This window comes from Pseudomonas sp. S3(2024), assembly GCF_036861315.1.
Classification (GTDB): domain Bacteria; phylum Pseudomonadota; class Gammaproteobacteria; order Pseudomonadales; family Pseudomonadaceae; genus Aquipseudomonas; species Aquipseudomonas putida_A.
Genome location: NZ_JAZAQQ010000001.1, coordinates 569,882 through 590,006 on the forward strand (window position 1 = coordinate 569,882; position 20,125 = coordinate 590,006).

Below are 20,125 nucleotides of genomic sequence, written 5' to 3' on the forward strand. Positions count from 1 at the left end.
TGACAGGACGCATTCGCGAGCAAGCCCGCTCCCACAAGGTTCGGCGTACATCCCGCCCCTCTTCACCAGGGCTGAAAACTGTGATGATTCCCTCCCCCTGGCGCGCCGACTTTCCGGCCATCGCCGCCCTGCAACGGCAAGACCAGACCTATCTGGACAACGCCGCCACCACGCAAAAACCCCAGGCCCTGCTCGACGCACTGACGCATTACTACGCCAACGGCGCGGCCAATGTGCATCGTGCGCAGCATCTGCCCGGCGCCCACGCGACGCAGGCGTTCGAAGACAGTCGGCTCAAGGTTGCCCAGTGGCTGAATGCCGGTGACAGCGGGCAGATCATCTTCACCCACGGCGCCACCAGTGCGCTGAATCTCCTGGCCTATGGCCTGGAACATCTTTTCCACCCGGGCGATGAAATTGTCATCAGCGCCCTGGAGCATCACGCCAACCTGCTGCCGTGGCAGCAACTGGCACAGCGTCGCGAGCTGAAACTGGTGATCCTGCCGCTGGACGCCGACGGCGTGATCGACCTCGGCGCCGCTGTGCGTCTGATCACCCCGCGCACTCGCTTGCTGGCGGTCAGTCAGCTGTCCAACGTGCTCGGTGCCTGGCAACCGCTACCAGCGCTGCTGGCGATGGCCAAGGCGCACAAGGCGCTGACCGTGGTCGATGGCGCCCAGGGTGTGGTGCATGGTCGCCACGACGTGCAGGCGCTGGGTTGCGACTTCTATGTGTTTTCCAGCCACAAGCTGTACGGCCCCGATGGCCTCGGCGTGCTGTTCGGGCGCAACAAGGCGCTTGAGCAACTGCAGCCATGGCAGTTCGGCGGCGAAATGGTGCTGGAAGCCAATTATCACGATGCACGCTTCCGCCCTGCCCCGCTGGGTTTCGAGGCGGGCACGCCGCCGATTGCCAGCGTGATCGGCCTCGGCGCAACCCTCGACTATTTAGCCGGGCTGGATCAGGACGCGGTGTCGGCCCACGAAGCTGCGCTGCACGCCTATCTGCTGCAAGGCCTCGCCGCGCGCAACGGCATTCGTCTGCTGGGCAAGCCGCAATTGGCGCTGGCGAGTTTCGTCGTCGAGGGTGTGCACAACGCCGATCTGGCACACTTGCTGACCGAGCAAGGTATCGCCGTGCGCGCCGGGCATCATTGCGCCATGCCGTTGCTGAAAAGCTTCGAACTGGCCGGGGCTATTCGCGTGTCACTGGCGCTGTACAACGACTCCGAGGATCTGGAGCGTTTCTTCGAAGCGCTGGATCAGGCCCTGGAGTTGCTGCGATGAGCCTGCCGCTCGCCGCCGCCGAAGCGCTGCAGACCTTTCAGAATGCCGCCGGTTGGGAACAACGCGCGCGGTTGCTGATGCAGTTTGGCGATCGTCTGCCGCCGCTGAACGACGCGGACAAATGCGAAGCCAACCGGGTGCATGGCTGTGAGAGTCAAATGTGGCTGGTGGGTGAGTTGCAGGACGGTCACTGGCAGTTCAGCGCTGCCAGCGATGCGCGGATGATTCGTGGTTTGGTGGCGTTGCTGCTGTTGCGGGTCAACGGCTTGAGCGCTGCCGAGTTGCGGCAGGTGGATTTGCCCGAGTGGTTCAATCAGCTGGGACTTTCGCGGCAGTTGTCGCCGTCGCGCAGTAATGGCTTGAATGCCGTGCTCCAGCGGATGAATAAGTTGGCTAAATAAAGCGCCTGCTTCGCAGCCATCGCGAGCAGGCTCACTCCTACAATTGGAATGCGTCCCCCTGTAGGAGTGAGCCTGCTCGCGATGAGGCCATCAGCCCCAGAATCAAACCTGAGGCTTCACCCGATCCGCTGGCCGCCGCACACCCGCCACAATCTTGTCCACCGCCTTGGTCGCCGCGACCATGCCGAACGTCGCCGTGACCATCATCACCGCGCCAAACCCGCCGGCGCAGTCGAGCTTCACCCCGTCGCCGACAAAACTCTTCTGCAAACAGATGCTGCCGTCCGGCTTCGGATAGCGCAGTTGTTCGGTGGAGAACACACACGGCACGCTGTAATGGCGAGTCACTGTGCGCGAGAAGCCATAGTCGCGACGCAACGTCGAACGCACTTTCGAGGCCAGCGGGTCGTTGAACGTGCGGTTGAGGTCGCAGACCTGAATCAGCGTCGGATCGATCTGCCCACCGGCACCGCCAGTGGTAATGATCTGAATCTTGCGACGTTTGCACCAGGCGATCAGCGCAGCCTTGGCGTTGACCGCGTCGATGCAGTCGATCACGCAGTCGATGTTCGGCGTGATGTACTCGGCCATGGTGTCGCGCGTCACGAAGTCCGCCACCGCATGCACGGTGCAATCCGGATTGATCCCGCGCAGGCGCTCGGCCATCACTTCGACCTTGGGTTTGCCGACGGTGCTGTCCAGCGCGTGCAACTGGCGGTTGGCGTTGCTGACGCAGACGTCATCGAGGTCGAACAGCGAAATCTCGCCGACGCCGCAACGGGCCATGGCCTCCGCCGCCCAGGAACCGACGCCACCGACGCCGACAATCGCCACATGGGCCGCACGCAGGCGCTCGAGGCCCTCGATGCCATACAAACGGGCGATGCCTGCAAACCGCGGATCTTCTGTACTCATGACCATTACCCCAAAAACCGGCGGGCATTATAGGGCCGTCGGCGGCCAAGAGCATCTTTGACGCTATGAACGGTGAACGCAGCCGTTTTGCGCAAGCCTTGTGGCGAGGGAGCTTGCTCCCGCCGGGTCGCGAAGCGGCCCTTTGAAAGCGGCCTGCTTCGCAGTCCAGCGGGAGCAAGCTCCCTCGCCACTGGGAATTGCTATAACTAAACAACAAAGTTTTCTCTTACAAGCTGTTACTAAAGAACTTAAATCAGGTTGGACTGCCCAATGTCGGGCATTTTCCTGCCCGGTGTACGAGCAGTGAACTGCCGGTGTAGGATTCGCGCCCTTTTGGCGTAAGCCGATCCGTTCCTTCGTTCCACAGCCTTTGGAACCCGAAATAGCTATGTCATCGCGTAAATTTGGTCTCAACCTGGTGGTGGTTCTGGCAATCGCCGCCCTGTTCACCGGTTTCTGGGCGCTGATCAACCGCCCGGTCTCCGCGCCCAACTGGCCGGAGCAGATCTCCGGTTTCTCTTATTCGCCATTCCAGCAGGGCCAATTCCCACAGAAGGATCAGTATCCGACTGACGACGAAATGCGCCGCGACCTGGAGATCATGAGCAAGCTGACGGACAACATCCGCATCTACTCGGTCGACGGTTCGCTGCAGGACATCCCGAAACTGGCGGAAGAGTTCGGTCTGCGCGTGACCCTCGGGATCTGGATCAGCCCCGATCAGGAGCGCAACGAGCGGGAAATCCAGCGCGCCATCGAACTGGCTAACACCTCGCGCAGCGTGGTTCGCGTGGTGGTCGGTAACGAAGCGATCTTCCGCAAGGAAATCACTGCCGAGCAACTGAGCGTGCTGCTGGATCGGGTGCGCGCAGCGGTGAAAGTGCCGGTGACCACCTCCGAGCAGTGGCACGTCTGGGAAGAACACCCGGAACTGGCCAGGCATGTCGACCTGATCGCTGCGCACGTGCTGCCGTACTGGGAATTCATTCCGGTCGACAAGGCCGGGCAGTTCGTTTTCGACCGCGCCCGCGACCTGAAAAAGCTGTTCCCGAAAAAACCGCTGCTGCTGTCCGAAGTCGGCTGGCCGAGCAACGGGCGCATGCGCGGTGGCGCCGACGCGTCGCCAGCGGATCAGGCGATCTACCTGCGCACACTGGTCAACAAGCTCAACCGCCAAGGCTTCAACTACTTCGTGATCGAAGCGTTCGACCAGCCGTGGAAGGCCAGTGACGAAGGTTCGGTGGGCGCCTACTGGGGCGTGTTCAACGCCGCGCGCCAGCAGAAATTCAACTTCGAAGGCCCGGTCGTCGCCATCCCGCAATGGCGCGTGCTGGCCATCGGTTCGGTGGTGCTGGCGTTGCTGTCGCTGACCCTGCTGATGATCGACGGCTCGGCCCTGCGCCAGCGTGGCCGCACCTTCCTGACCTTTATCGCGTTCCTTTGCGGTTCGGTGCTGGTGTGGATCGGTTACGACTACAGCCAGCAATACAGCACGTGGTTCAGCCTGACGGTGGGTTTCCTCCTGGCACTGGGTGCGCTCGGGGTGTTTATCGTGTTGCTGACCGAAGCGCATGAACTGGCCGAGGCGGTCTGGACCCACAAGCGCCGGCGTGAATTCCTGCCGGTGGTGGGCGATTCGGACTACAGACCGAAAGTCTCGATCCACGTCCCTTGCTACAACGAGCCGCCGGAGATGGTCAGACAGACCCTCGATGCCCTGGCCGCCCTCGATTACCCGGACTATGAAGTCCTGATCATCGACAACAACACCAAAGACCCGGCCGTCTGGGAGCCGGTGCGCGACTACTGCGCAACCCTCGGCCCGCGCTTCAAGTTCTTCCACGTATCACCGCTGGCCGGGTTCAAGGGCGGCGCGCTGAACTACCTGATTCCGCATACCGCCAAGGACGCCGAAGTGATCGCGGTGATCGACTCCGACTACTGCGTGCATCCGAACTGGCTCAAGCACATGGTGCCGCACTTCGCCGATCCGAAAATCGCCGTGGTGCAGTCGCCGCAGGATTACCGCGACCAGAACGAAAGCACCTTCAAGAAGCTCTGCTACGCCGAATACAAGGGCTTCTTCCACATTGGCATGGTCACCCGTAACGACCGCGACGCGATCATTCAGCACGGCACCATGACCATGACCCGGCGTTCGGTTCTGGAAGAGCTGGGCTGGGCCGACTGGTGCATCTGTGAAGACGCCGAACTCGGTCTGCGCGTGTTCGAAAAAGGCTTGTCGGCGGCGTATTACCACGACAGCTACGGCAAGGGTCTGATGCCGGATACCTTCATCGACTTCAAGAAGCAGCGTTTCCGCTGGGCCTATGGCGCGATCCAGATCATCAAGCGCCACACCCGCAGCCTGCTGCGCGGCAAGGACACCGAACTGACCCGTGGCCAGCGTTACCACTTCCTCGCGGGGTGGCTGCCATGGGTCGCGGACGGTATGAACATCTTCTTCACCGTCGGCGCCCTGCTGTGGTCGGCGGCGATGATCATCGTGCCGCAACGGGTCGATCCGCCGCTGCTGATTTTCGCAATCCCGCCGCTGGCGCTGTTCGTGTTCAAGGTCGGCAAGATCATCTTCCTGTACCGTCGCGCCGTCGGCGTGAACCTCAAGGATGCGTTCTGCGCGGCATTGGCCGGTCTGGCGTTGTCGCACACCATCGCCAAAGCGGTGCTGTACGGCTTCTTCACCAGCAGCATTCCGTTCTTCCGCACGCCGAAAAACGCCGACAACCATGGTTTCTGGGTGGCGATTTCCGAAGCGCGGGAAGAGCTGTTCATCATGCTGCTGTTGTGGGGCGCGGCGCTGGGGATCTACCTGGTGCAGGGCATTCCGAGCAACGACATGCGCTTCTGGGTCGCAATGCTGCTGGTGCAGTCGCTGCCATACCTGGCCGCGCTGATCATGGCGTTCCTCTCGTCGCTGCCAAAACCTGCGACAGCGCCTGAACCGGCGCCTGTCGTCTAATTCCTCTTTGATCCACTAAACGGCGGCCAATGGTCGCCGTTTTGCTTTAAGATAACCGCCATTTTGCGGGGCTTGGCGTGATAACGGTCTGACTGACCGAACACTATCCCCTGTAGGAGTGAGCCTGCTCGCGATTGCGGTGTAACAATCAATGTTTAAGTTGACTGACACACCGCAATCGCGAGCAGGCTCACTCCTACAGTCAGTCCGCGCCCACATTCATGACTCCGGAGTTTTCCATGACGGCCCACGCCGACCTTTCGCCGACCCTCCAACTCGCCATCGACCTGATCCGCCGTCCGTCCGTGACGCCGGTCGACGCCGATTGCCAGAAGCAGATGATGCAGCGCCTGGGCGATGCCGGTTTCACCCTCGAGCCGATGCGCATCGAGGACGTGGATAACTTCTGGGCCACGCACGGCAATGACGACGGCCCGGTGCTGTGCTTCGCCGGCCACACCGACGTGGTGCCGACCGGTCCGGTGACCGCCTGGCAGATCGACCCGTTCAACGCGGTGATCGATGAACACGGCATGCTCTGCGGCCGTGGCGCGGCGGACATGAAAGGCAGCCTGGCGTCGATGACCGTCGCCGCTGAACGCTTTGTCGCCGACTACCCGAACCACAAGGGCAAGGTCGCGTTCCTCATCACCAGCGACGAAGAAGGCCCGGCGCACCACGGCACCAAAGCGGTGGTTGAACGTCTGGTGGCGCGCAAGGAACGTCTGGACTGGTGCATCGTCGGCGAACCGTCGAGCACCACACTGGTCGGTGACGTGGTGAAAAACGGTCGTCGCGGCTCGCTGGGCGCCAAGCTCACCGTACGCGGTGTGCAGGGTCACGTGGCCTACCCGCATCTGGCGAAGAACCCGATCCACCTCGCCGCCCCGGCGCTGGCCGAATTGGCCGCCGAGCACTGGGATCACGGCAACGATTTCTTCCCGCCGACCAGTTTCCAGATTTCCAACCTCAACTCCGGCACCGGCGCGACCAACGTGATCCCGGGTGATCTGGTGGCGGTGTTCAACTTCCGCTTCTCCACCGAATCCACCGTCGAAGGCCTGCAGAAACGCGTGGCCGACATCCTCGACAAACACAATCTGGATTGGCACATCGACTGGGCGCTGTCCGGCCTGCCGTTCCTCACCGAGCCGGGCGCGCTGCTCGACGCGGTGTCGTCGAGCATCAAGGACATCACCGGCCGCGAGACCAAGGCGTCGACCAGCGGCGGTACATCCGACGGTCGTTTCATCGCCACCATGGGCACCCAAGTGGTTGAGCTGGGCCCGGTCAACGCGACCATCCACCAGGTCAACGAGCGTGTGCTGGCGGCCGATCTCGACGTGCTGACCGAGATCTACTACCAGACCCTGATCAAGTTGCTCGCCTGATGCTCGCGTGCCCGATCTGCAGTGAACCGCTCAATGCAGTGGACAACGGCGTGGTCTGCCCCGCCGGTCACCGCTTCGACCGTGCGCGTCAGGGTTACCTGAACCTGTTGCCGGTGCAGCACAAGAACAGCCGTGATCCTGGTGATAATCAGGCGATGGTCGAGGCGCGCCGCGACTTCTTGAACGCCGGGCATTACGCGCCGGTGGCCAAGCGTCTGGCCGAGCTGGCGGCAAGTTATACGCCGGCACGTTGGGTCGATATTGGTTGCGGTGAGGGTTACTACACCGCACAGATCGCCGAGGCCCTGCCGGACGCCGATGGCTACGCACTGGACATCTCCCGCGAGGCGGTCAAACGCGCCTGCAAGCGTAATCCGGCAATCACCTGGTTGATCGCCAGCATGGCCCGCGTGCCATTGGCGTCGGGCAGTTGCCAGTTTCTCGCCAGCGTTTTCAGCCCTCTGGACTGGGCAGAAGCCAAGCGCCTGCTCAGCGTCGGCGGCGGCCTGATGAAGGTCGGACCGACCAGCGGCCACCTGATGGAACTGCGCGAACGTCTGTACGACGAAGTGCGCGAATACACCGACGACAAGCATCTGGCCCTGGTGCCGGAAGGCATGGCGCTGGCGCACAGCGAAACTCTGGAATTCAAACTGACGCTGGACAAGCCCGAGGATCGCGCCGACCTGCTGGCGATGACGCCCCACGGCTGGCGCGCCAGTGCCGAACGCCGCGCCGCCGTGATCGAACAGGCCGAGCCGTTCGTGACCACCGTATCGATGCGCTACGATTATTTCGTTCTTCAATAACTTTTGGTCTCGGGCAAGTGCCCGGGGCCGGCTAAATCCGCGAATGGATTTTTCAGACCCGCAGTGAGGACATCCATGCGCCAACCGGATATCGAGATTTACCTGAAAGACGCCGACGTCGACCACAAGGCGATTTCCGCCTGGCTCGGTGAGGCTCTGGGCCCGTGCAGCGACTGGGTACAGAAAGGTCAGACCTACAAGTGCAAGGCCGGCAACATCCCGGTGACCTGGTTGCCGAAAGCCGTGGGCAAGTGGAACAGCCTGTACCTGGAAAGCGATGCGACCCCATGGGACGACGACATCGCCTGCGCCCGCGCAGCCTTTGCTGCGCTGAACGTCGAAGTACGTTGCGCACCGGGCACGTGGGTCGAGGAAGAAGGTGAGGAAACGGCTGATCGCTGGATTCGCATCAGCGCCGACGGTGAAGAAGAGATCACCTGGAAAACCGCGTAATCCCGGGCAACACATATCCCATGTGGGAGCGGGGGGGGGGGGGGGGGGGGGGGGGGGGGGGGGGGGGGGGGGGGGGGGGGGGGGGGGGGGGGGGGGGGGGGGNAAGAAGAGATCACCTGGAAAACCGCGTAATCCCGGGCAACACATATCCCATGTGGGAGCGGGCTTGCTCGCGAATGCGGTGTATCAGCTCCAGATGTGCTGAATGACACGACGCATTCGCGAGCAAGCCCGCTCCCACATTTGGTTTTGGGGTGTTTTGAAGGGTTGTATTACAGGCCTACAACGTCTTCTGCTTGCAAACCCTTCTCCCCCGTCACCACCGCATACTCAACCTGCTGACCTTCAGTCAGCGAGCGATGCCCTTCGCCACGGATCGCGCGGTAGTGCACGAACACGTCCACCCCGTCGTCGCGCTGAATGAAGCCGTAGCCCTTGGCGTCGTTGAACCACTTCACATTGCCGGTTTCACGTGTTGCCATCTGTTCATACTCCTTTTTTATTATTGAACAGGCTTTTCGCAGGAAAGCCTTTGCGGAACGTCAGCCTGCGCCCGACGTCCATAAAGGGCCCCGGCGACAGATTGCCGAGTATATGACAGGCGCAAAAACTCTCAACAGGAGATTACTTCGCCGCTTTTTTGCCGATTTTCGGTGAATACGGCAAACTGTCGACCGCCCGAGCATCTGCTCGGTTTTATTCACTCACGCAGAAGCCGTATGACCCGTTCTCCGTTCCGCCGTCTTGTGTTTGGCACCTTGCGCCGACTGTTGTACCTCTGGGTTCGCTCGGAGACGATCAACCAGTCGTCGTTCACCCTCAACCTCGACCGCAGTCGTCCGGTGTTCTACGTCCTGCAAAACCCCTCGCTCACCGATCTGGCGGTGGTCGACACCGAATGCACCAAGGCCGGTCTGCCGCGTCCGGTACTGCCGGTGTCGGTCGGGCCGTTGATCGAACCGGCGGCGTTTTTCTATCTGACGCCGGATCCGGACTGGCTCGGCCGTCAGGACAAGCGCGGCGCACCGCCGACCCTGACCCGTCTGGTCAGCGCCCTGACCCAGAACGCCGCCGAAGATGCGCAGATCATTCCGGTCAGCGTGTTCTGGGGCCAGTCGCCGGACAGCGAAAACAGTCCGTGGAAGCTGCTGTTCGCCGACAGCTGGGCGGTCACCGGGCGCTTGCGTCGACTGCTGAGCATCATCGTTCTGGGGCGCAAGACCCGCGTGCAGTTCTCCGCGCCGATTCACCTGCGCGAACTGATCGAGCACAACAAGGGCCACGAACGAACCGTACGCATGGCCCAGCGCATCCTGCGCGTGCATTTCCGCAACCTCAAAGCCGCTGTCATCGGCCCGGACATTTCCCACCGGCGCAATCTGGTCAAGGGCCTGCTCAACCAGCCCTTGGTCAAGCAAGCGATCCTCGACGAAGCCGAACGCGAGAACATCTCCCCGGAAAAAGCCAAGGCCCAGGCCCTGCGCTACGGCAACGAGATCGCCTCGGACTACACCTACACCGCGATCCGTTTTCTCGAAGTGGTGCTGAGCTGGTTCTGGAACAAGATCTACGACGGGATCAAGGTCAACCACATCGAAGGCGTGCAGAAGGTCGCCCAGGGTCACGAAGTGATCTACGTGCCGTGCCACCGCAGCCACATCGACTATCTGTTGCTGTCGTACTTGCTGTTCCGCAACGGCCTGACCCCGCCGCACATCGCCGCCGGGATCAACCTCAACATGCCGGTGATCGGCAGCCTGCTGCGCCGTGGCGGCGCGTTCTTCATGCGCCGCACGTTCAAGGGCAATCCGCTGTACACCTCGGTGTTCAACGAATACCTGCACACCCTGTTCACCAAAGGTTTCCCGGTGGAATACTTCGTAGAGGGCGGCCGCTCGCGCACCGGACGCATGCTGCAACCGAAGACCGGCATGCTCGCGATCACGATGCGCAGCTTCCTGCGCTCGTCGCGCATGCCAATTGTCTTCGTGCCGGTGTACATCGGTTACGAGCGCGTGCTGGAAGGCCGGACCTACCTCGGCGAACTGCGTGGCGCGAGCAAGAAGAAAGAGTCGATCTTCGACATTTTCAAAGTCATCGGTGCGCTCAAGCAACGCTTCGGTCAGGTCGCGGTGAACTTCGGCGAGCCGATCAAACTCGCGGAATTCCTCGACAGCGAACAGCCAGACTGGCGCCAGCAGGAACTCGGCCCGCAGTACAAACCGGCGTGGCTCAACGAGACCACCAACCGCCTTGGCGAGAAAGTCGCGCAGCACTTGAACGAAGCAGCGGCGATCAACCCGGTCAACCTGGTGGCGCTGGCGCTGCTGTCGACCACCCGCCTGGCGCTGGACGATCGAGCCATGGCGCGGGTGCTGGACCTGTATCTGGCGTTGCTGCGCAAAGTCCCTTACTCGCCGCACACGACCCTGCCGGAAGGCGATGGCCGTGCGCTGATAGAGCATGTGAAGGACATGGATCTGCTGTCCGAACAGAACGATGCGTTGGGCAAGATTCTCTATCTGGACGAGCAGAACGCTGTCCTGATGACCTACTACCGCAACAACGTGCTGCACATCTTCGCCTTGCCGGCGCTGCTGGCGAGCTTCTTCCAGAGCACCTCGCGCATGAGCCGCGAACAGATCCTGCGCTACACCCGCGCGTTGTATCCGTACTTGCAATCGGAGCTGTTCATTCGCTGGAGCCTGGAGGAACTGGACGGCGTGGTCGATCAATGGCTGGAAGCTTTCGTCGAGCAAGGCCTGCTGCGTTTCGAGAAGGACGTATACATGCGTCCGGCGCCAAGTTCGCGGCACTTTGTCCTGCTGACCCTGCTGTCGAAAAGCATCGCGCAGACCCTGCAGCGCTTCTACATGACCGTGTCCCTGCTGCTCAACAGCGGCCAGAACAGCATCAGCGCCGAAGAGCTGGAGGATCTGTGCACGGTCATGGCCCAGCGCCTGTCGATCCTCCACGGTTTGAACGCCCCGGAGTTCTTCGACAAGAGCCTGTTCCGCCACTTCATCCAGACCCTGCTCGACCTCGACGTGCTGCGCCGCGACGAAGCCGGGAAGTTGAGCTACCACGAACTGCTCGGCGAACTGGCCGAAGGCGCTGCCAAACGGGTGTTGCCGGCGGAGATTCGTCTGTCGATTCGTCAAGTGGCCTTGCATCGCAGTGAAGATGCCGCCGAAACAGCGGATACACCACAAGTCTGAAACTTGCTGACAACTAACGGGCGCGCACTTCAATGGCCCCGTTAGTTGATTCATGGATTAATAGGCGCAACCCACCAATCACGATACGGATATCGAGATGAGCCTGTTAAACGAAGAAACTTGCGCAGTAATCCTGGACTTCCGTCTACCGCCCGAATTCCACGCGCCTGCCGATGGTGTCAATGAAACCATTGTCAGCGTCAAAGTATTCAATTCCCAATCGCCTATTAACATCAAGGACTGGCACCGTGCTGCGATCTTCGACGTCGGCTGGAAATTTGACTTCCCTCATCACTACGGCGATGTAGGCGTCAGGTACCAAGTCAATGTGCAGATCCTTCATGACCAAATACCCTTGCTGATCGAGCAGGACTACTTCGTCACTGTCAACAACACTCCCCATCGCCAAACCCTGCACCTGAGCCCGATCGGTTTTCTATATGTCGAGGCTCAAGAAGCCGAAATTGTTGCGCCAGAAGAAGCGGTCACCATCAGTCTGCATGAAGCAGAGTCTCCCGAAGTTGAGCTGGTGCATGTCAAACAAGACGAACAGTCAGTCTCCGGTTTTTATCTGAAATATGATCCTGACAGCGTTATACCCGGTAAACGCTATGCACTGACGGGTATTGAAAACCGCTACCATCAACGTCTTGTGATCTCACCTGAACAAGTCGAACTGGCTCCCGCGATGCCCAGCACAAGCGCGCTGTCGTTTCATAAATTGATGCAGTGGCTGGAAAAACCCTTACGTTTGTTCACTGACGCTGGCACCAAAATCCGCTAGATTTCCTTCGGCGCCGGGATTCTTCCGGCGCAACCGTCTCAGAGGCCCCGATGAAAAAACTCACCCTTCTCGCCGCAGCCACCCTGTTGAGCGCCTGCCAGTCGACCACCCCCGCCGGCAAAGTCGGCCTCGACGGCGAAGTGTTCTACCTGCAACGCATCGCCCTGCCACCGAGCGCGACTTTGAGCGTGAGCCTGCAGGACGTATCGCTGGCCGACGCCCCGGCGGTGGTCCTCGACGAACAGAAAGGCCCGGCCAAAGGCCAGGTGCCGCTGCCGTTCCACTTGAGTTACGATCCGGCCCAGGTCAAACCCGGCCACCGCTACTCGGTCAGCGCGCGCATCGAAGTCAACGGCGAGTTGATGTTCATCACCACCGAAAACCACGCCGTGAAACTGGACGGCAACGATCCGCAGCCGCTGAAAATCCGCGTCGACGCCATTCGCTAATTGTCTTTCAAGGAAGCTGCCATGCTCCGCCCTACCCTTCGCTTCGCCGGCCTGTGCGCGGGCCTGATGATCTCTGCCAGCGCCCTGGCACTGTCGCTCAGCGACCTCTCGCAACAAGACGCCACCGGCGGCCTCAAGGACGCCCTGACCCAAGGCGCGCAAATCGCCGTCAAACAACTCGGCACCCCGGGCGGCTTCAGCAACAACCCGGAAGTGAAAATCGAACTGCCGGGCAAACTCGGCAAAGTCGCCGGCAAGATGAAAGCCTTCGGCATGGGCGCCCAGGTCGACGAACTCGAAACCGCGATGAACAAGGCCGCAGAAAGCGCCGTAACCCAGGCCCAACCGATCCTCGTCGACGCCGTGAAGAAAATGACCGTGGCCGACGCCAAGGGCATCCTCAGCGGCGGCACTGACTCGGCCACCCAATACCTGGACAAAACCAGCCGCGAGCAGATCCGCGCCAAGTTCCTGCCCATCGTCAAACAAACCACCGACAAAGTCGGCGTAGCGCAGAAATACAACGCCTTCGCCGGCCAGGCCGCGACCCTCGGCGTGGTGGATGCGAAGAGCGCCAACGTCGAAAACTACGTCACCGAACAAGCGCTCAATGGCCTGTTCGAAATGATCGGCAAACAGGAAGAAACCATCCGCAAGAATCCGGCTGCTGCGGCGACGGGTCTGGCGAAGAAAGTGTTCGGCACCTTGTAATTTTTGCCGCGGCACGAAAAAGCCCGCTGAACCGGTGAAGGTCAGCGGGCTTTTTATTGTGGGTCAGCCTTGCGGATCCACCTGATCGAGGACGCGGTTAACCGACAGCTCCGCGAGCGAAATCATCTGCTGGATACCGAGAAGCTGACTGCACGTCGGGCCGCTCAGGGTAAACGCCAACTCACTGGCCATGACATTGGCCGAGGCCAGCGTTTCACAGGCATGGGCCAGCAGGGTTTCGGAATCGACTTCGGGGAGGACAGTGAAAATTGTGCTGGGCTGAGTGACGGGTTTGGGCTGTTTTTCAGGCTGGGGCAGGAGGTAGTGATCGAGCGCATGCAGGGCTGCGTCGTGGAGCTTGCGCGAGTCAAGGAAGGCGTAGGGCGAGACGGGGTCGGTTGGCCGTTCGGGGGTGGTTTCGGGTGCGGATTCGGGGGGATTCGGGGTGTGTTTGAACATGGTGGAACTCCTGAAGTAGTGGAGCCGCCACCGTTCGCTGCGAAACGAATGTAGGGTGGCAGCTGTACGCAGGTTCGCAGACCGGGACTTCAGGCACCCGGCATACCCGAAGGTATCCCGCGCACAACCGCCATGACACAGGCATAAAAAAGCGCCCGCTTTCGGATGATGGACGCTGTGCGTCTGAAGTTTAACCGGGCTGCGAAACCCGGTCGCTGATTTTTGCAGCGACAGACTCAGGCTAGAGATCGCGCTTCCGACGGGCAACCTGAAAACCTTGTGGGAAGGTTCTGGTTATCTGGAACATTTTTAAACAGACCAAAGAGGTTGACTGGCTGGTCGGGCCTCTTCGCTGGCAAGCCCGCTCCCACAGTGGGATTGGCTGCGGTCAGTGGGAAATTGGTCGGCTGTCAGGCCGCCATCGCGAGCAGGCTCACTCCTACAGTGGGGTTGGGTGCAGGCAGTTGGAGATTGGTCGGCAGTCAGGCCGCCTTCGCTGGCAAGCCAGCTCCCACAGTGGGATTGGGGGGGGCTGTTGGAGAGTGGTCGGCTCGAAGGCCGCCATCGCGAGCAGGCTCACTCCTACAGTGGGGTTGGGTGCAGGCAGTTGGAGAGTGGTCGGCTGTCAGGCCGCCATCGCTGGCAAGCCAGCTCCCACAGTGGGATTGGGGGGTTCTGTTGGAGAGTGGTCGGCTCGAAGGCCGCCATCGCGAGCAGGCTCACTCCTACAGAAAAGCAAAGCAGTCCAGACAAACCGCATGCTTTTCACCACTCAAATGGCCGAGTGTCAGCTCGCCGAAAGCTCTTGATCTTGCCGTGCCGGCCCCTTCGGCAGGCTGAGTGGAGGGGTTTATCCGGGGGTGGGAGCGCAGCGACCGTTTGGCGCAGCCAAACACATCGAGAGGAGGTGCAGCGAAGCAAACCGGAGGCGATGCCCCCGGATGAACCCCGCAACGAAGGAACCCGAGCCTAAGCGAGGGCCGTACGCCGGGGCCAAGACCTTTGCTTCCTTTGGGGCGTTTGCCAAAGGGAGTCGCCGTAAGGGCGAAACCGCCAGCCGCAACCCCCGAAGAAACGGATATACTCCCAAAACCCCAGGAACATGGTCGGCCCAAAGGCCGCCAAGTCCAAAACCATCAAGCGTCGCGACGCACCCGGAACCAGGCCGCATACAAAGCAGGCAAAAACAAAAGCGTCAAAGCCGTAGCCACAATCAACCCCCCCATGATCGCCACCGCCATCGGCCCGAAAAACACACTGCGCGACAAAGGAATCATCGCCAGCACCGCCGCCAAAGCCGTCAACACAATCGGCCGAAAACGCCGCACCGTCGCCTCGATAATCGCCTGCCAAGGCTTGAGACCAGAGGCAATGTCCTGCTCGATCTGATCCACCAGAATCACCGAGTTACGCATGATCATCCCCGACAGCGCGATCGTCCCCAGCATCGCCACAAACCCGAACGGCTGGCGGAACACCATCAGAAACAACACCACCCCGATCAACCCCAGCGGCGCCGTCAGAAACACCATCGCCGTACGCGAGAAACTGCGCAATTGCACCATCAGCAACGTCAGCACCACCACAATGAACATCGGCACCCCGGCATTCACTGACTTCTGTCCACGCTCCGAATCCTCCACCGTACCGCCAACATCCAGCAGATACCCGTCAGGCAATTCGGCACGGATCGGATCCAGCGTCGGCTCGATCTGCTTCACCAGCGTCGCCGGCTGCTCCTTGCCGTAAATGTCGGCACGCACTGTCACGGTCGGCAGACGATTACGGTGCCAGATGATCCCTTCCTCAAACCCGTATTCCAGCGTGGCAATCTGCGACAGCGCCACACTGCGACCGTTATCGGTCGGTACCGCCAGACTCGGCAGCAACGTCAACTCGGTGCGCTCATGCACCGTGCCGCGCAGCAGAATCTCGATCAACTCGTTGTCCTCGCGGTACTGGCTGACACTCGAGCCGGTCAGCGAACTCTGGAGGAATTTCGCCAGATTGGCCGTGCTCACACCGAGCGCCCGCGCACGATCCTGATCAATGTTCAGGTACACCACTTTGCTCGGTTCTTCCCAGTCCAGATGCACATTGACCACGTGCGGGTTCTCGCGCACCTTGGCCGCCACTTTGCGCGCCAGCGCACGGACTTCCTCGATGTGTTCACCGGTGACGCGGAATTGCACCGGATAGCCAACAGGCGGGCCGTTTTCCAGACGCGTGACCCGCGAACGCAGGGTCGGGAATTGCTCGTTAAGGGTTTCGATCAACCAGGTACGCAAGCTCTCACGCTCTTCGATGTTTTTCGCCAATACCACAAACTGGGCGAAGCTCGCCGCCGGCAGTTGTTGATCCAGCGGCAGGTAGAAGCGCGGCGAACCGGTGCCGACATACGCCACGTAGTTATCGATGCCGGCGTGATCCTTGAGCATCGCTTCCAGGCGTTTGACCTCCGCCGTGGTGTTGGCCAGCGACGCACCTTCAGCCAGCTTCAGATCGACCATCAATTCCAGTCGGTTGGAGGCCGGGAAGAACTGCTGCGGGACGAAACGGAACAGCATCACCGACGCAATAAACAGCCCCACTGTCAGCACAATCACGGTTTTTCGATGCGCCACGCACCACTCCACCAGACGTCGAACCCGTTGATAAAACGGCGTGCCATACGGGTCGGCTTGCCCGTCAGTCGTGCCGTGTTTGGCCGCATGAATCTTTGCCAGATCCGGCAGGAGTTTTTCCCCCAGATACGGCACGAACATCACCGCTGCCACCCATGAGGCGAGCAAGGCGATGGTCACTACCTGAAAGATCGAACGGGTGTATTCGCCGGTGCCGGACTGCGCGGTGGCGATCGGTAGAAAACCCGCGGCGGTGATCAGCGTACCGGTGAGCATCGGGAACGCGGTGCTGGTCCAGGCGTAGCTCGCAGCCTTGATCCGGTCGAAGCCCTGTTCCATTTTGATCGCCATCATTTCCACGGCGATGATCGCGTCGTCCACCAGCAAGCCCAGCGCCAGCACCAGCGCGCCGAGCGAGATCTTGTGCAGACCGATGCCGAGGTAATACATGCAGGCGAAGGTCATCGCCAGCACCAGCGGAATGGTCAGCGCAACCACCATGCCGGTGCGCACGCCGAGGGAGAAGAAGCTCACCAGCAACACGATCGCGAGTGCCTCGACCAGCACCTGGACGAACTCGCCGACCCCGGTTTTCACTGCCGCCGGTTGGTCGGACACCTTGCGCAATTGCATGCCGGCCGGAAGGTTTTTCTGCAGGCGCGAGAACTCGCCTTCCAGCGCTTTGCCCAGCACCAGAATGTCGCCGCCGTCCTTCATCGCTACTGCGAGGCCAATGGCATCTTCACCCATGAAGCGCATGCGCGGCGCCGGTGGATCGTTGAAACCGCGATGCACATCGGCGACATCGGAGATGCGGAACGTCCGGTCACCGACGCGGATCGGGAAGTTCTTGATCTCCTCGACCGTCTGAAAATTCCCCGAGACCCGCAGTTGCACACGCTCGCTGCCGGTTTCGAAGAAGCCGGCGGTGGACACCGCGTTCTGCTCTTGCAGCGCTTGCTGCACGGCCGCCAGTGGCAAACCGAGGGTGGCGAGTTTGACGTTGGACAACTCGACCCAAATCTTCTCGTCCTGCAAACCGAGCAGATCGACCTTGCCGACATCTTTGACTCGTTGCAGCTGAATCTGGATACGGTCGGCGTAATCCTTGAGCACCGCGTAGTCAAAACCGTCGCCGGTCAGCGCATAGATGTTGCCGAACGTAGTGCCGAATTCATCGTTGAAGAATGGCCCCTGAATATCCGGCGGCAAGGTCTGACGAATGTCACTGACCTTCTTGCGCACCTGGTACCAGAGGTCGGGGATTTCCTTGGAATGCATCGAATCGCGGGCAATAAACGTGACCTGCGACTCACCCGGGCGGGAGAACGACACGATGCGTTCGTACTCGCCGGTTTCCATCAGTTTCTTTTCGATGCGTTCGGTGACCTGGCGCGAGACTTCCTGCGCGGTCGCCCCCGGCCAACGGGTCTGGATGACCATAGCCTTGAAGGTGAACGGCGGGTCTTCGCTCTGGCCGAGTTTGGTGTAGGACAAGGCGCCGACGATGGCCAGCAAAAGCATCAGAAACAGTACGATCTGGCGATTACGCAGCGCCCATTCGGAAAGGTTGAAGCGCATCGGGACTTACTCCTTGTCCGCCAGATTGACCACACGGTTGGAGCGATCCACTGGACGCACCTGCTGGCCTTCGAGCAATACGTGAACACCGGCGGCGACTACCCAGTCGCTGGCATTCAGGCCTTCGAGCACCGGCACGCTTTTCTCGCCAAACGGGCCGATACGCACCGGAGTCTTTTTCAGGGTGTTGTTGGCGTTGACGACCCAGACGTAGGTCGCGCCGTTTTCCGCGGTGAGCGCCGAGAGCGGCACGGACAGCGGCACGCTTTCTGCCGATTGCACGAACACCCGGGCGCTCTGGCCGAGTTCGGCCGGAACCTTGCCGCTGGTGAACGAGATGCGCGCAGCGAAGGTGCGGGATTTCGGGTCGGCTGCCGGCGATAGCTCACGAATCTGCCCGGCGAAGCGCTGGTTCTGCTGAGTCCACAGTTCAACGGTGACTGGCTGGCCGACCTTGAACCGTCCGAAGCTCTGCTCCGGCAGGCTGATCGACACTTCACGCTCGCCATCGGTGGCGAGGGTGAACACGGTTTGCCCGGCGGCAACCACTTGCCCGACTTCCACCGAACGCTTGGCCACCACGCCGTCCTGCGGCGCGCGCAACACGGCGTAACTGGCCTGGTTGGTCGAGACGTTGAATTCGGCTTTGATCTGCTTGAGGCGCGCTTCGCCGGAGCGGTAGAGGTTTTCCGCGTTGTCGTAGGCCGAACGACTGACCATCTGCCGCTCCATCAAAGTCTTGTAGCGGTCACGCTCGGCGCGCACCAGGTTCAGATTGGCTTCGGCGGCGGCGACCTGTGCGCGGGTGGCTTCCAGTTGCAGGCGCACATCCTGCGGATCGAGCTCGGCCAATGGTTGATCAGCCTTCACGCGCTGGCCTTCCTCGACCAGTCGTCGGCTGACTTTGCCGCCAATGCGGAACGCCAGATCCGGTTCGTAACGGGCGCGCACCTCGCCCGGATAACTTTCCATCGCCTGCGCCGAAGGCTCTGGCTGCACCACCATGGCCGGTCGAACGCTGACTTGCGTCGCCTCTTCCTGACCGCATGCGGACAATAAAACAGCCAGGCTGACTGGCACGGCAAACGACAACGCATGGCGGAACATGGTGACGGACCTTTCGCTAATGGTGCTTGGAATATTTATACTGGCCGGTATGGTATTAATAGCAAACTCACCAGTCCAGTATTAAAAGCGAAGAATGTCGAACAATCTTGCAGCTCCAAACGGCCCGGGCCGTCCGAAGGATCCGGCCAAGCGCCGGGCGATCCTCGACGCGGCGAAAACCCTGTTTCTGAGTCACGGCTACGCCAACACCAGCATGGACGCAGTCGCCGCCGAGGCTGGCGTGTCGAAACTGACGGTTTACAGCCACTTCAACGACAAGGAGACGCTGTTCTCCTCCGCGGTGATGGCCAAATGCGAGGAGCAACTACCGCCGCTGTTCTTCGAATTGCCCGCCGGAATCCCCGTGGAAAATGTGTTGCTGAACATTGCCCGAGGCTTTCATCAACTGATCAACAGCGACGAGTCGGTGAATCTGCATCGCTTGATGATGGCGCTGGGCACGCAGGATCCGAAGCTGTCACAGATTTTCTACGACGCCGGTCCCGAGCGCATGGTGCAAGGCATGGAACGGTTGCTGAAACGCATCGACGAGACCGGCGCGCTGAGCATCGACCTGCCGCGTAATGCGGCCGAGCATTTCTTCTGCCTGATCAAGGGCGCAGGGAATTTTCGTTTGCTGTATTGCTGCGGTGAGCCGCTGAGCGAAGAGGCCTCAGAGAGTCATGTGCAGGAGGTAGTGGGGTTGTTCATGCGGGCTTACAGACCCTAGAGACCTGGTGATTGGTCTACCCCCTTCGCGAGCAGGCTCGCTCCCACATTTGAAATGCATTCCAATGTGGGAGCGAGCCTGCTCGCGAAGACGGCATCACTGACACCGCCTTACTCCAAGATTCACTTCCAGGGCGTGGGTTCACCGAACAACTGCCCCTGCACTCCGTACAAGCCCATCTCGCGAATCACCGATAACTCGCCTTCGGTCTCCACCCGCTCGGCAAT

The 20,125-nt window shown here is 60.9% G+C and carries 16 protein-coding genes; 11 read left to right on the top strand and 5 right to left on the bottom strand.

Features of this window, described 5'->3' with window-relative positions:
* Positions 1 to 80 precede the first annotated feature (80 nt).
* Both VLA07_RS02740 and VLA07_RS02745 read left to right on the top strand, forming a co-directional pair.
* Positions 81 to 1,286, top strand: a complete 1,206-nt coding sequence (locus tag VLA07_RS02740) for an aminotransferase class V-fold PLP-dependent enzyme (protein ID WP_027611020.1) — start codon at positions 81 to 83, stop codon at positions 1,284 to 1,286.
* Positions 1,283 to 1,687: a SufE family protein gene (locus VLA07_RS02745; protein WP_333988362.1), complete on the top strand. Its 405-nt coding sequence runs from the start codon at positions 1,283 to 1,285 to the stop codon at positions 1,685 to 1,687. The genes VLA07_RS02740 and VLA07_RS02745 overlap by 4 nt, the downstream gene beginning before the upstream one ends.
* A 102-nt stretch (positions 1,688 to 1,789) precedes the next feature.
* On the opposite strand, the gene tcdA is transcribed toward VLA07_RS02745, so the two are convergent.
* Positions 1,790 to 2,608 (bottom strand): tRNA cyclic N6-threonylcarbamoyladenosine(37) synthase TcdA, encoded by an 819-nt coding sequence (tcdA, locus tag VLA07_RS02750; protein ID WP_003222099.1) that lies wholly within the window; start codon positions 2,606 to 2,608, stop codon positions 1,790 to 1,792.
* 382 nt (positions 2,609 to 2,990) lie between these two features.
* On the opposite strand from tcdA, the gene VLA07_RS02755 reads away from it, so the two are divergent.
* The 4 genes from VLA07_RS02755 (at position 2,991) to VLA07_RS02770 (ending at position 8,235) form a co-directional block, all read left to right on the top strand.
* Entirely contained in the window at positions 2,991 to 5,582 is a 2,592-nt protein-coding gene (locus VLA07_RS02755) for a glycosyltransferase (protein WP_333988363.1), read from the top strand.
* A gap of 239 nt (positions 5,583 to 5,821) precedes the next feature.
* Positions 5,822 to 6,973: a succinyl-diaminopimelate desuccinylase gene (gene dapE / locus VLA07_RS02760; RefSeq protein ID WP_027611017.1), complete on the top strand. Its 1,152-nt coding sequence runs from the start codon at positions 5,822 to 5,824 to the stop codon at positions 6,971 to 6,973.
* The gene (locus VLA07_RS02765) at positions 6,973 to 7,782 is read left to right on the top strand and encodes a putative RNA methyltransferase (RefSeq protein WP_333988364.1); all 810 of its coding nucleotides are present in this window, start codon (positions 6,973 to 6,975) and stop codon (positions 7,780 to 7,782) included. Before dapE ends, VLA07_RS02765 begins: the two co-directional genes overlap by 1 nt.
* Before the next feature lie 75 nt (positions 7,783 to 7,857).
* On the top strand, positions 7,858 to 8,235 hold the full coding sequence (locus VLA07_RS02770) for a hypothetical protein (protein WP_007964251.1): 378 nt from the start codon (positions 7,858 to 7,860) through the stop codon (positions 8,233 to 8,235).
* 272 nt (positions 8,236 to 8,507) lie between these two features.
* Here VLA07_RS02770 and VLA07_RS02775 read toward each other — a convergent pair whose 3' ends face one another.
* Positions 8,508 to 8,717 (bottom strand): cold-shock protein, encoded by a 210-nt coding sequence (locus VLA07_RS02775; RefSeq protein WP_003222087.1) that lies wholly within the window; start codon positions 8,715 to 8,717, stop codon positions 8,508 to 8,510.
* A gap of 237 nt (positions 8,718 to 8,954) precedes the next feature.
* On the opposite strand from VLA07_RS02775, the gene plsB reads away from it, so the two are divergent.
* The 4 genes from plsB (at position 8,955) to VLA07_RS02795 (ending at position 13,397) form a co-directional block, all read left to right on the top strand.
* On the top strand, positions 8,955 to 11,453 hold the full coding sequence (gene plsB / locus VLA07_RS02780; RefSeq protein WP_027611015.1) for a glycerol-3-phosphate 1-O-acyltransferase PlsB: 2,499 nt from the start codon (positions 8,955 to 8,957) through the stop codon (positions 11,451 to 11,453).
* Positions 11,454 to 11,550: 97 nt separating this feature from the next.
* Complete coding sequence (locus VLA07_RS02785) at positions 11,551 to 12,237, top strand: hypothetical protein (protein WP_333988365.1); 687 nt, start codon at positions 11,551 to 11,553, stop codon at positions 12,235 to 12,237.
* A gap of 50 nt (positions 12,238 to 12,287) precedes the next feature.
* The gene (locus tag VLA07_RS02790) at positions 12,288 to 12,686 is read left to right on the top strand and encodes a YbaY family lipoprotein (protein WP_247269410.1); all 399 of its coding nucleotides are present in this window, start codon (positions 12,288 to 12,290) and stop codon (positions 12,684 to 12,686) included.
* A gap of 21 nt (positions 12,687 to 12,707) precedes the next feature.
* On the top strand, positions 12,708 to 13,397 hold the full coding sequence (locus tag VLA07_RS02795; protein ID WP_333988366.1) for a DUF4197 domain-containing protein: 690 nt from the start codon (positions 12,708 to 12,710) through the stop codon (positions 13,395 to 13,397).
* 63 nt (positions 13,398 to 13,460) lie between these two features.
* On the opposite strand, the gene VLA07_RS02800 is transcribed toward VLA07_RS02795, so the two are convergent.
* The 3 genes from VLA07_RS02800 to VLA07_RS02810 all read right to left on the bottom strand — a co-directional run bounded on the left by VLA07_RS02800 (position 13,461) and on the right by VLA07_RS02810 (position 19,168).
* On the bottom strand, positions 13,461 to 13,856 hold the full coding sequence (locus VLA07_RS02800; protein ID WP_330206327.1) for a DUF6124 family protein: 396 nt from the start codon (positions 13,854 to 13,856) through the stop codon (positions 13,461 to 13,463).
* Positions 13,857 to 14,992: 1,136 nt separating this feature from the next.
* A complete protein-coding gene (locus VLA07_RS02805) occupies positions 14,993 to 18,061 on the bottom strand; it encodes an efflux RND transporter permease subunit (RefSeq protein ID WP_333988367.1) in 3,069 nt (1,022 codons plus the stop codon).
* A gap of 6 nt (positions 18,062 to 18,067) precedes the next feature.
* The gene (locus tag VLA07_RS02810; protein ID WP_096795817.1) at positions 18,068 to 19,168 is read right to left on the bottom strand and encodes an efflux RND transporter periplasmic adaptor subunit; all 1,101 of its coding nucleotides are present in this window, start codon (positions 19,166 to 19,168) and stop codon (positions 18,068 to 18,070) included.
* 94 nt (positions 19,169 to 19,262) lie between these two features.
* Between VLA07_RS02810 and VLA07_RS02815 the strand changes: the two genes are divergently transcribed.
* Positions 19,263 to 19,898, top strand: coding sequence for a TetR/AcrR family transcriptional regulator (locus VLA07_RS02815; protein ID WP_096795816.1), 636 nt, complete (start codon positions 19,263 to 19,265; stop codon positions 19,896 to 19,898).
* The last annotated feature ends 227 nt before the right edge of the window (positions 19,899 to 20,125 follow it).

Excerpts from the sequence above, each read along its gene's own strand:
- VLA07_RS02745 (WP_333988362.1), top strand. The coding sequence starts at position 1,283 with ATGAGCCTGCCGCTCGCCGCCGCCGAAGCGCTGCAGACCTTTCAGAAT.
- tcdA (WP_003222099.1), bottom strand. The coding sequence starts at position 2,608 with ATGGTCATGAGTACAGAAGATCCGCGGTTTGCAGGCATCGCCCGTTTG.
- VLA07_RS02755 (WP_333988363.1), top strand. The coding sequence starts at position 2,991 with ATGTCATCGCGTAAATTTGGTCTCAACCTGGTGGTGGTTCTGGCAATC.
- dapE (WP_027611017.1), top strand. The coding sequence starts at position 5,822 with ATGACGGCCCACGCCGACCTTTCGCCGACCCTCCAACTCGCCATCGAC.
- VLA07_RS02765 (WP_333988364.1), top strand. The coding sequence starts at position 6,973 with ATGCTCGCGTGCCCGATCTGCAGTGAACCGCTCAATGCAGTGGACAAC.
- VLA07_RS02770 (WP_007964251.1), top strand. The coding sequence starts at position 7,858 with ATGCGCCAACCGGATATCGAGATTTACCTGAAAGACGCCGACGTCGAC.
- VLA07_RS02775 (WP_003222087.1), bottom strand. The coding sequence starts at position 8,717 with ATGGCAACACGTGAAACCGGCAATGTGAAGTGGTTCAACGACGCCAAG.
- plsB (WP_027611015.1), top strand. The coding sequence starts at position 8,955 with ATGACCCGTTCTCCGTTCCGCCGTCTTGTGTTTGGCACCTTGCGCCGA.
- VLA07_RS02785 (WP_333988365.1), top strand. The coding sequence starts at position 11,551 with ATGAGCCTGTTAAACGAAGAAACTTGCGCAGTAATCCTGGACTTCCGT.
- VLA07_RS02790 (WP_247269410.1), top strand. The coding sequence starts at position 12,288 with ATGAAAAAACTCACCCTTCTCGCCGCAGCCACCCTGTTGAGCGCCTGC.
- VLA07_RS02795 (WP_333988366.1), top strand. The coding sequence starts at position 12,708 with ATGCTCCGCCCTACCCTTCGCTTCGCCGGCCTGTGCGCGGGCCTGATG.
- VLA07_RS02800 (WP_330206327.1), bottom strand. The coding sequence starts at position 13,856 with ATGTTCAAACACACCCCGAATCCCCCCGAATCCGCACCCGAAACCACC.
- VLA07_RS02805 (WP_333988367.1), bottom strand. The coding sequence starts at position 18,061 with ATGCGCTTCAACCTTTCCGAATGGGCGCTGCGTAATCGCCAGATCGTA.
- VLA07_RS02810 (WP_096795817.1), bottom strand. The coding sequence starts at position 19,168 with ATGTTCCGCCATGCGTTGTCGTTTGCCGTGCCAGTCAGCCTGGCTGTT.
- VLA07_RS02815 (WP_096795816.1), top strand. The coding sequence starts at position 19,263 with ATGTCGAACAATCTTGCAGCTCCAAACGGCCCGGGCCGTCCGAAGGAT.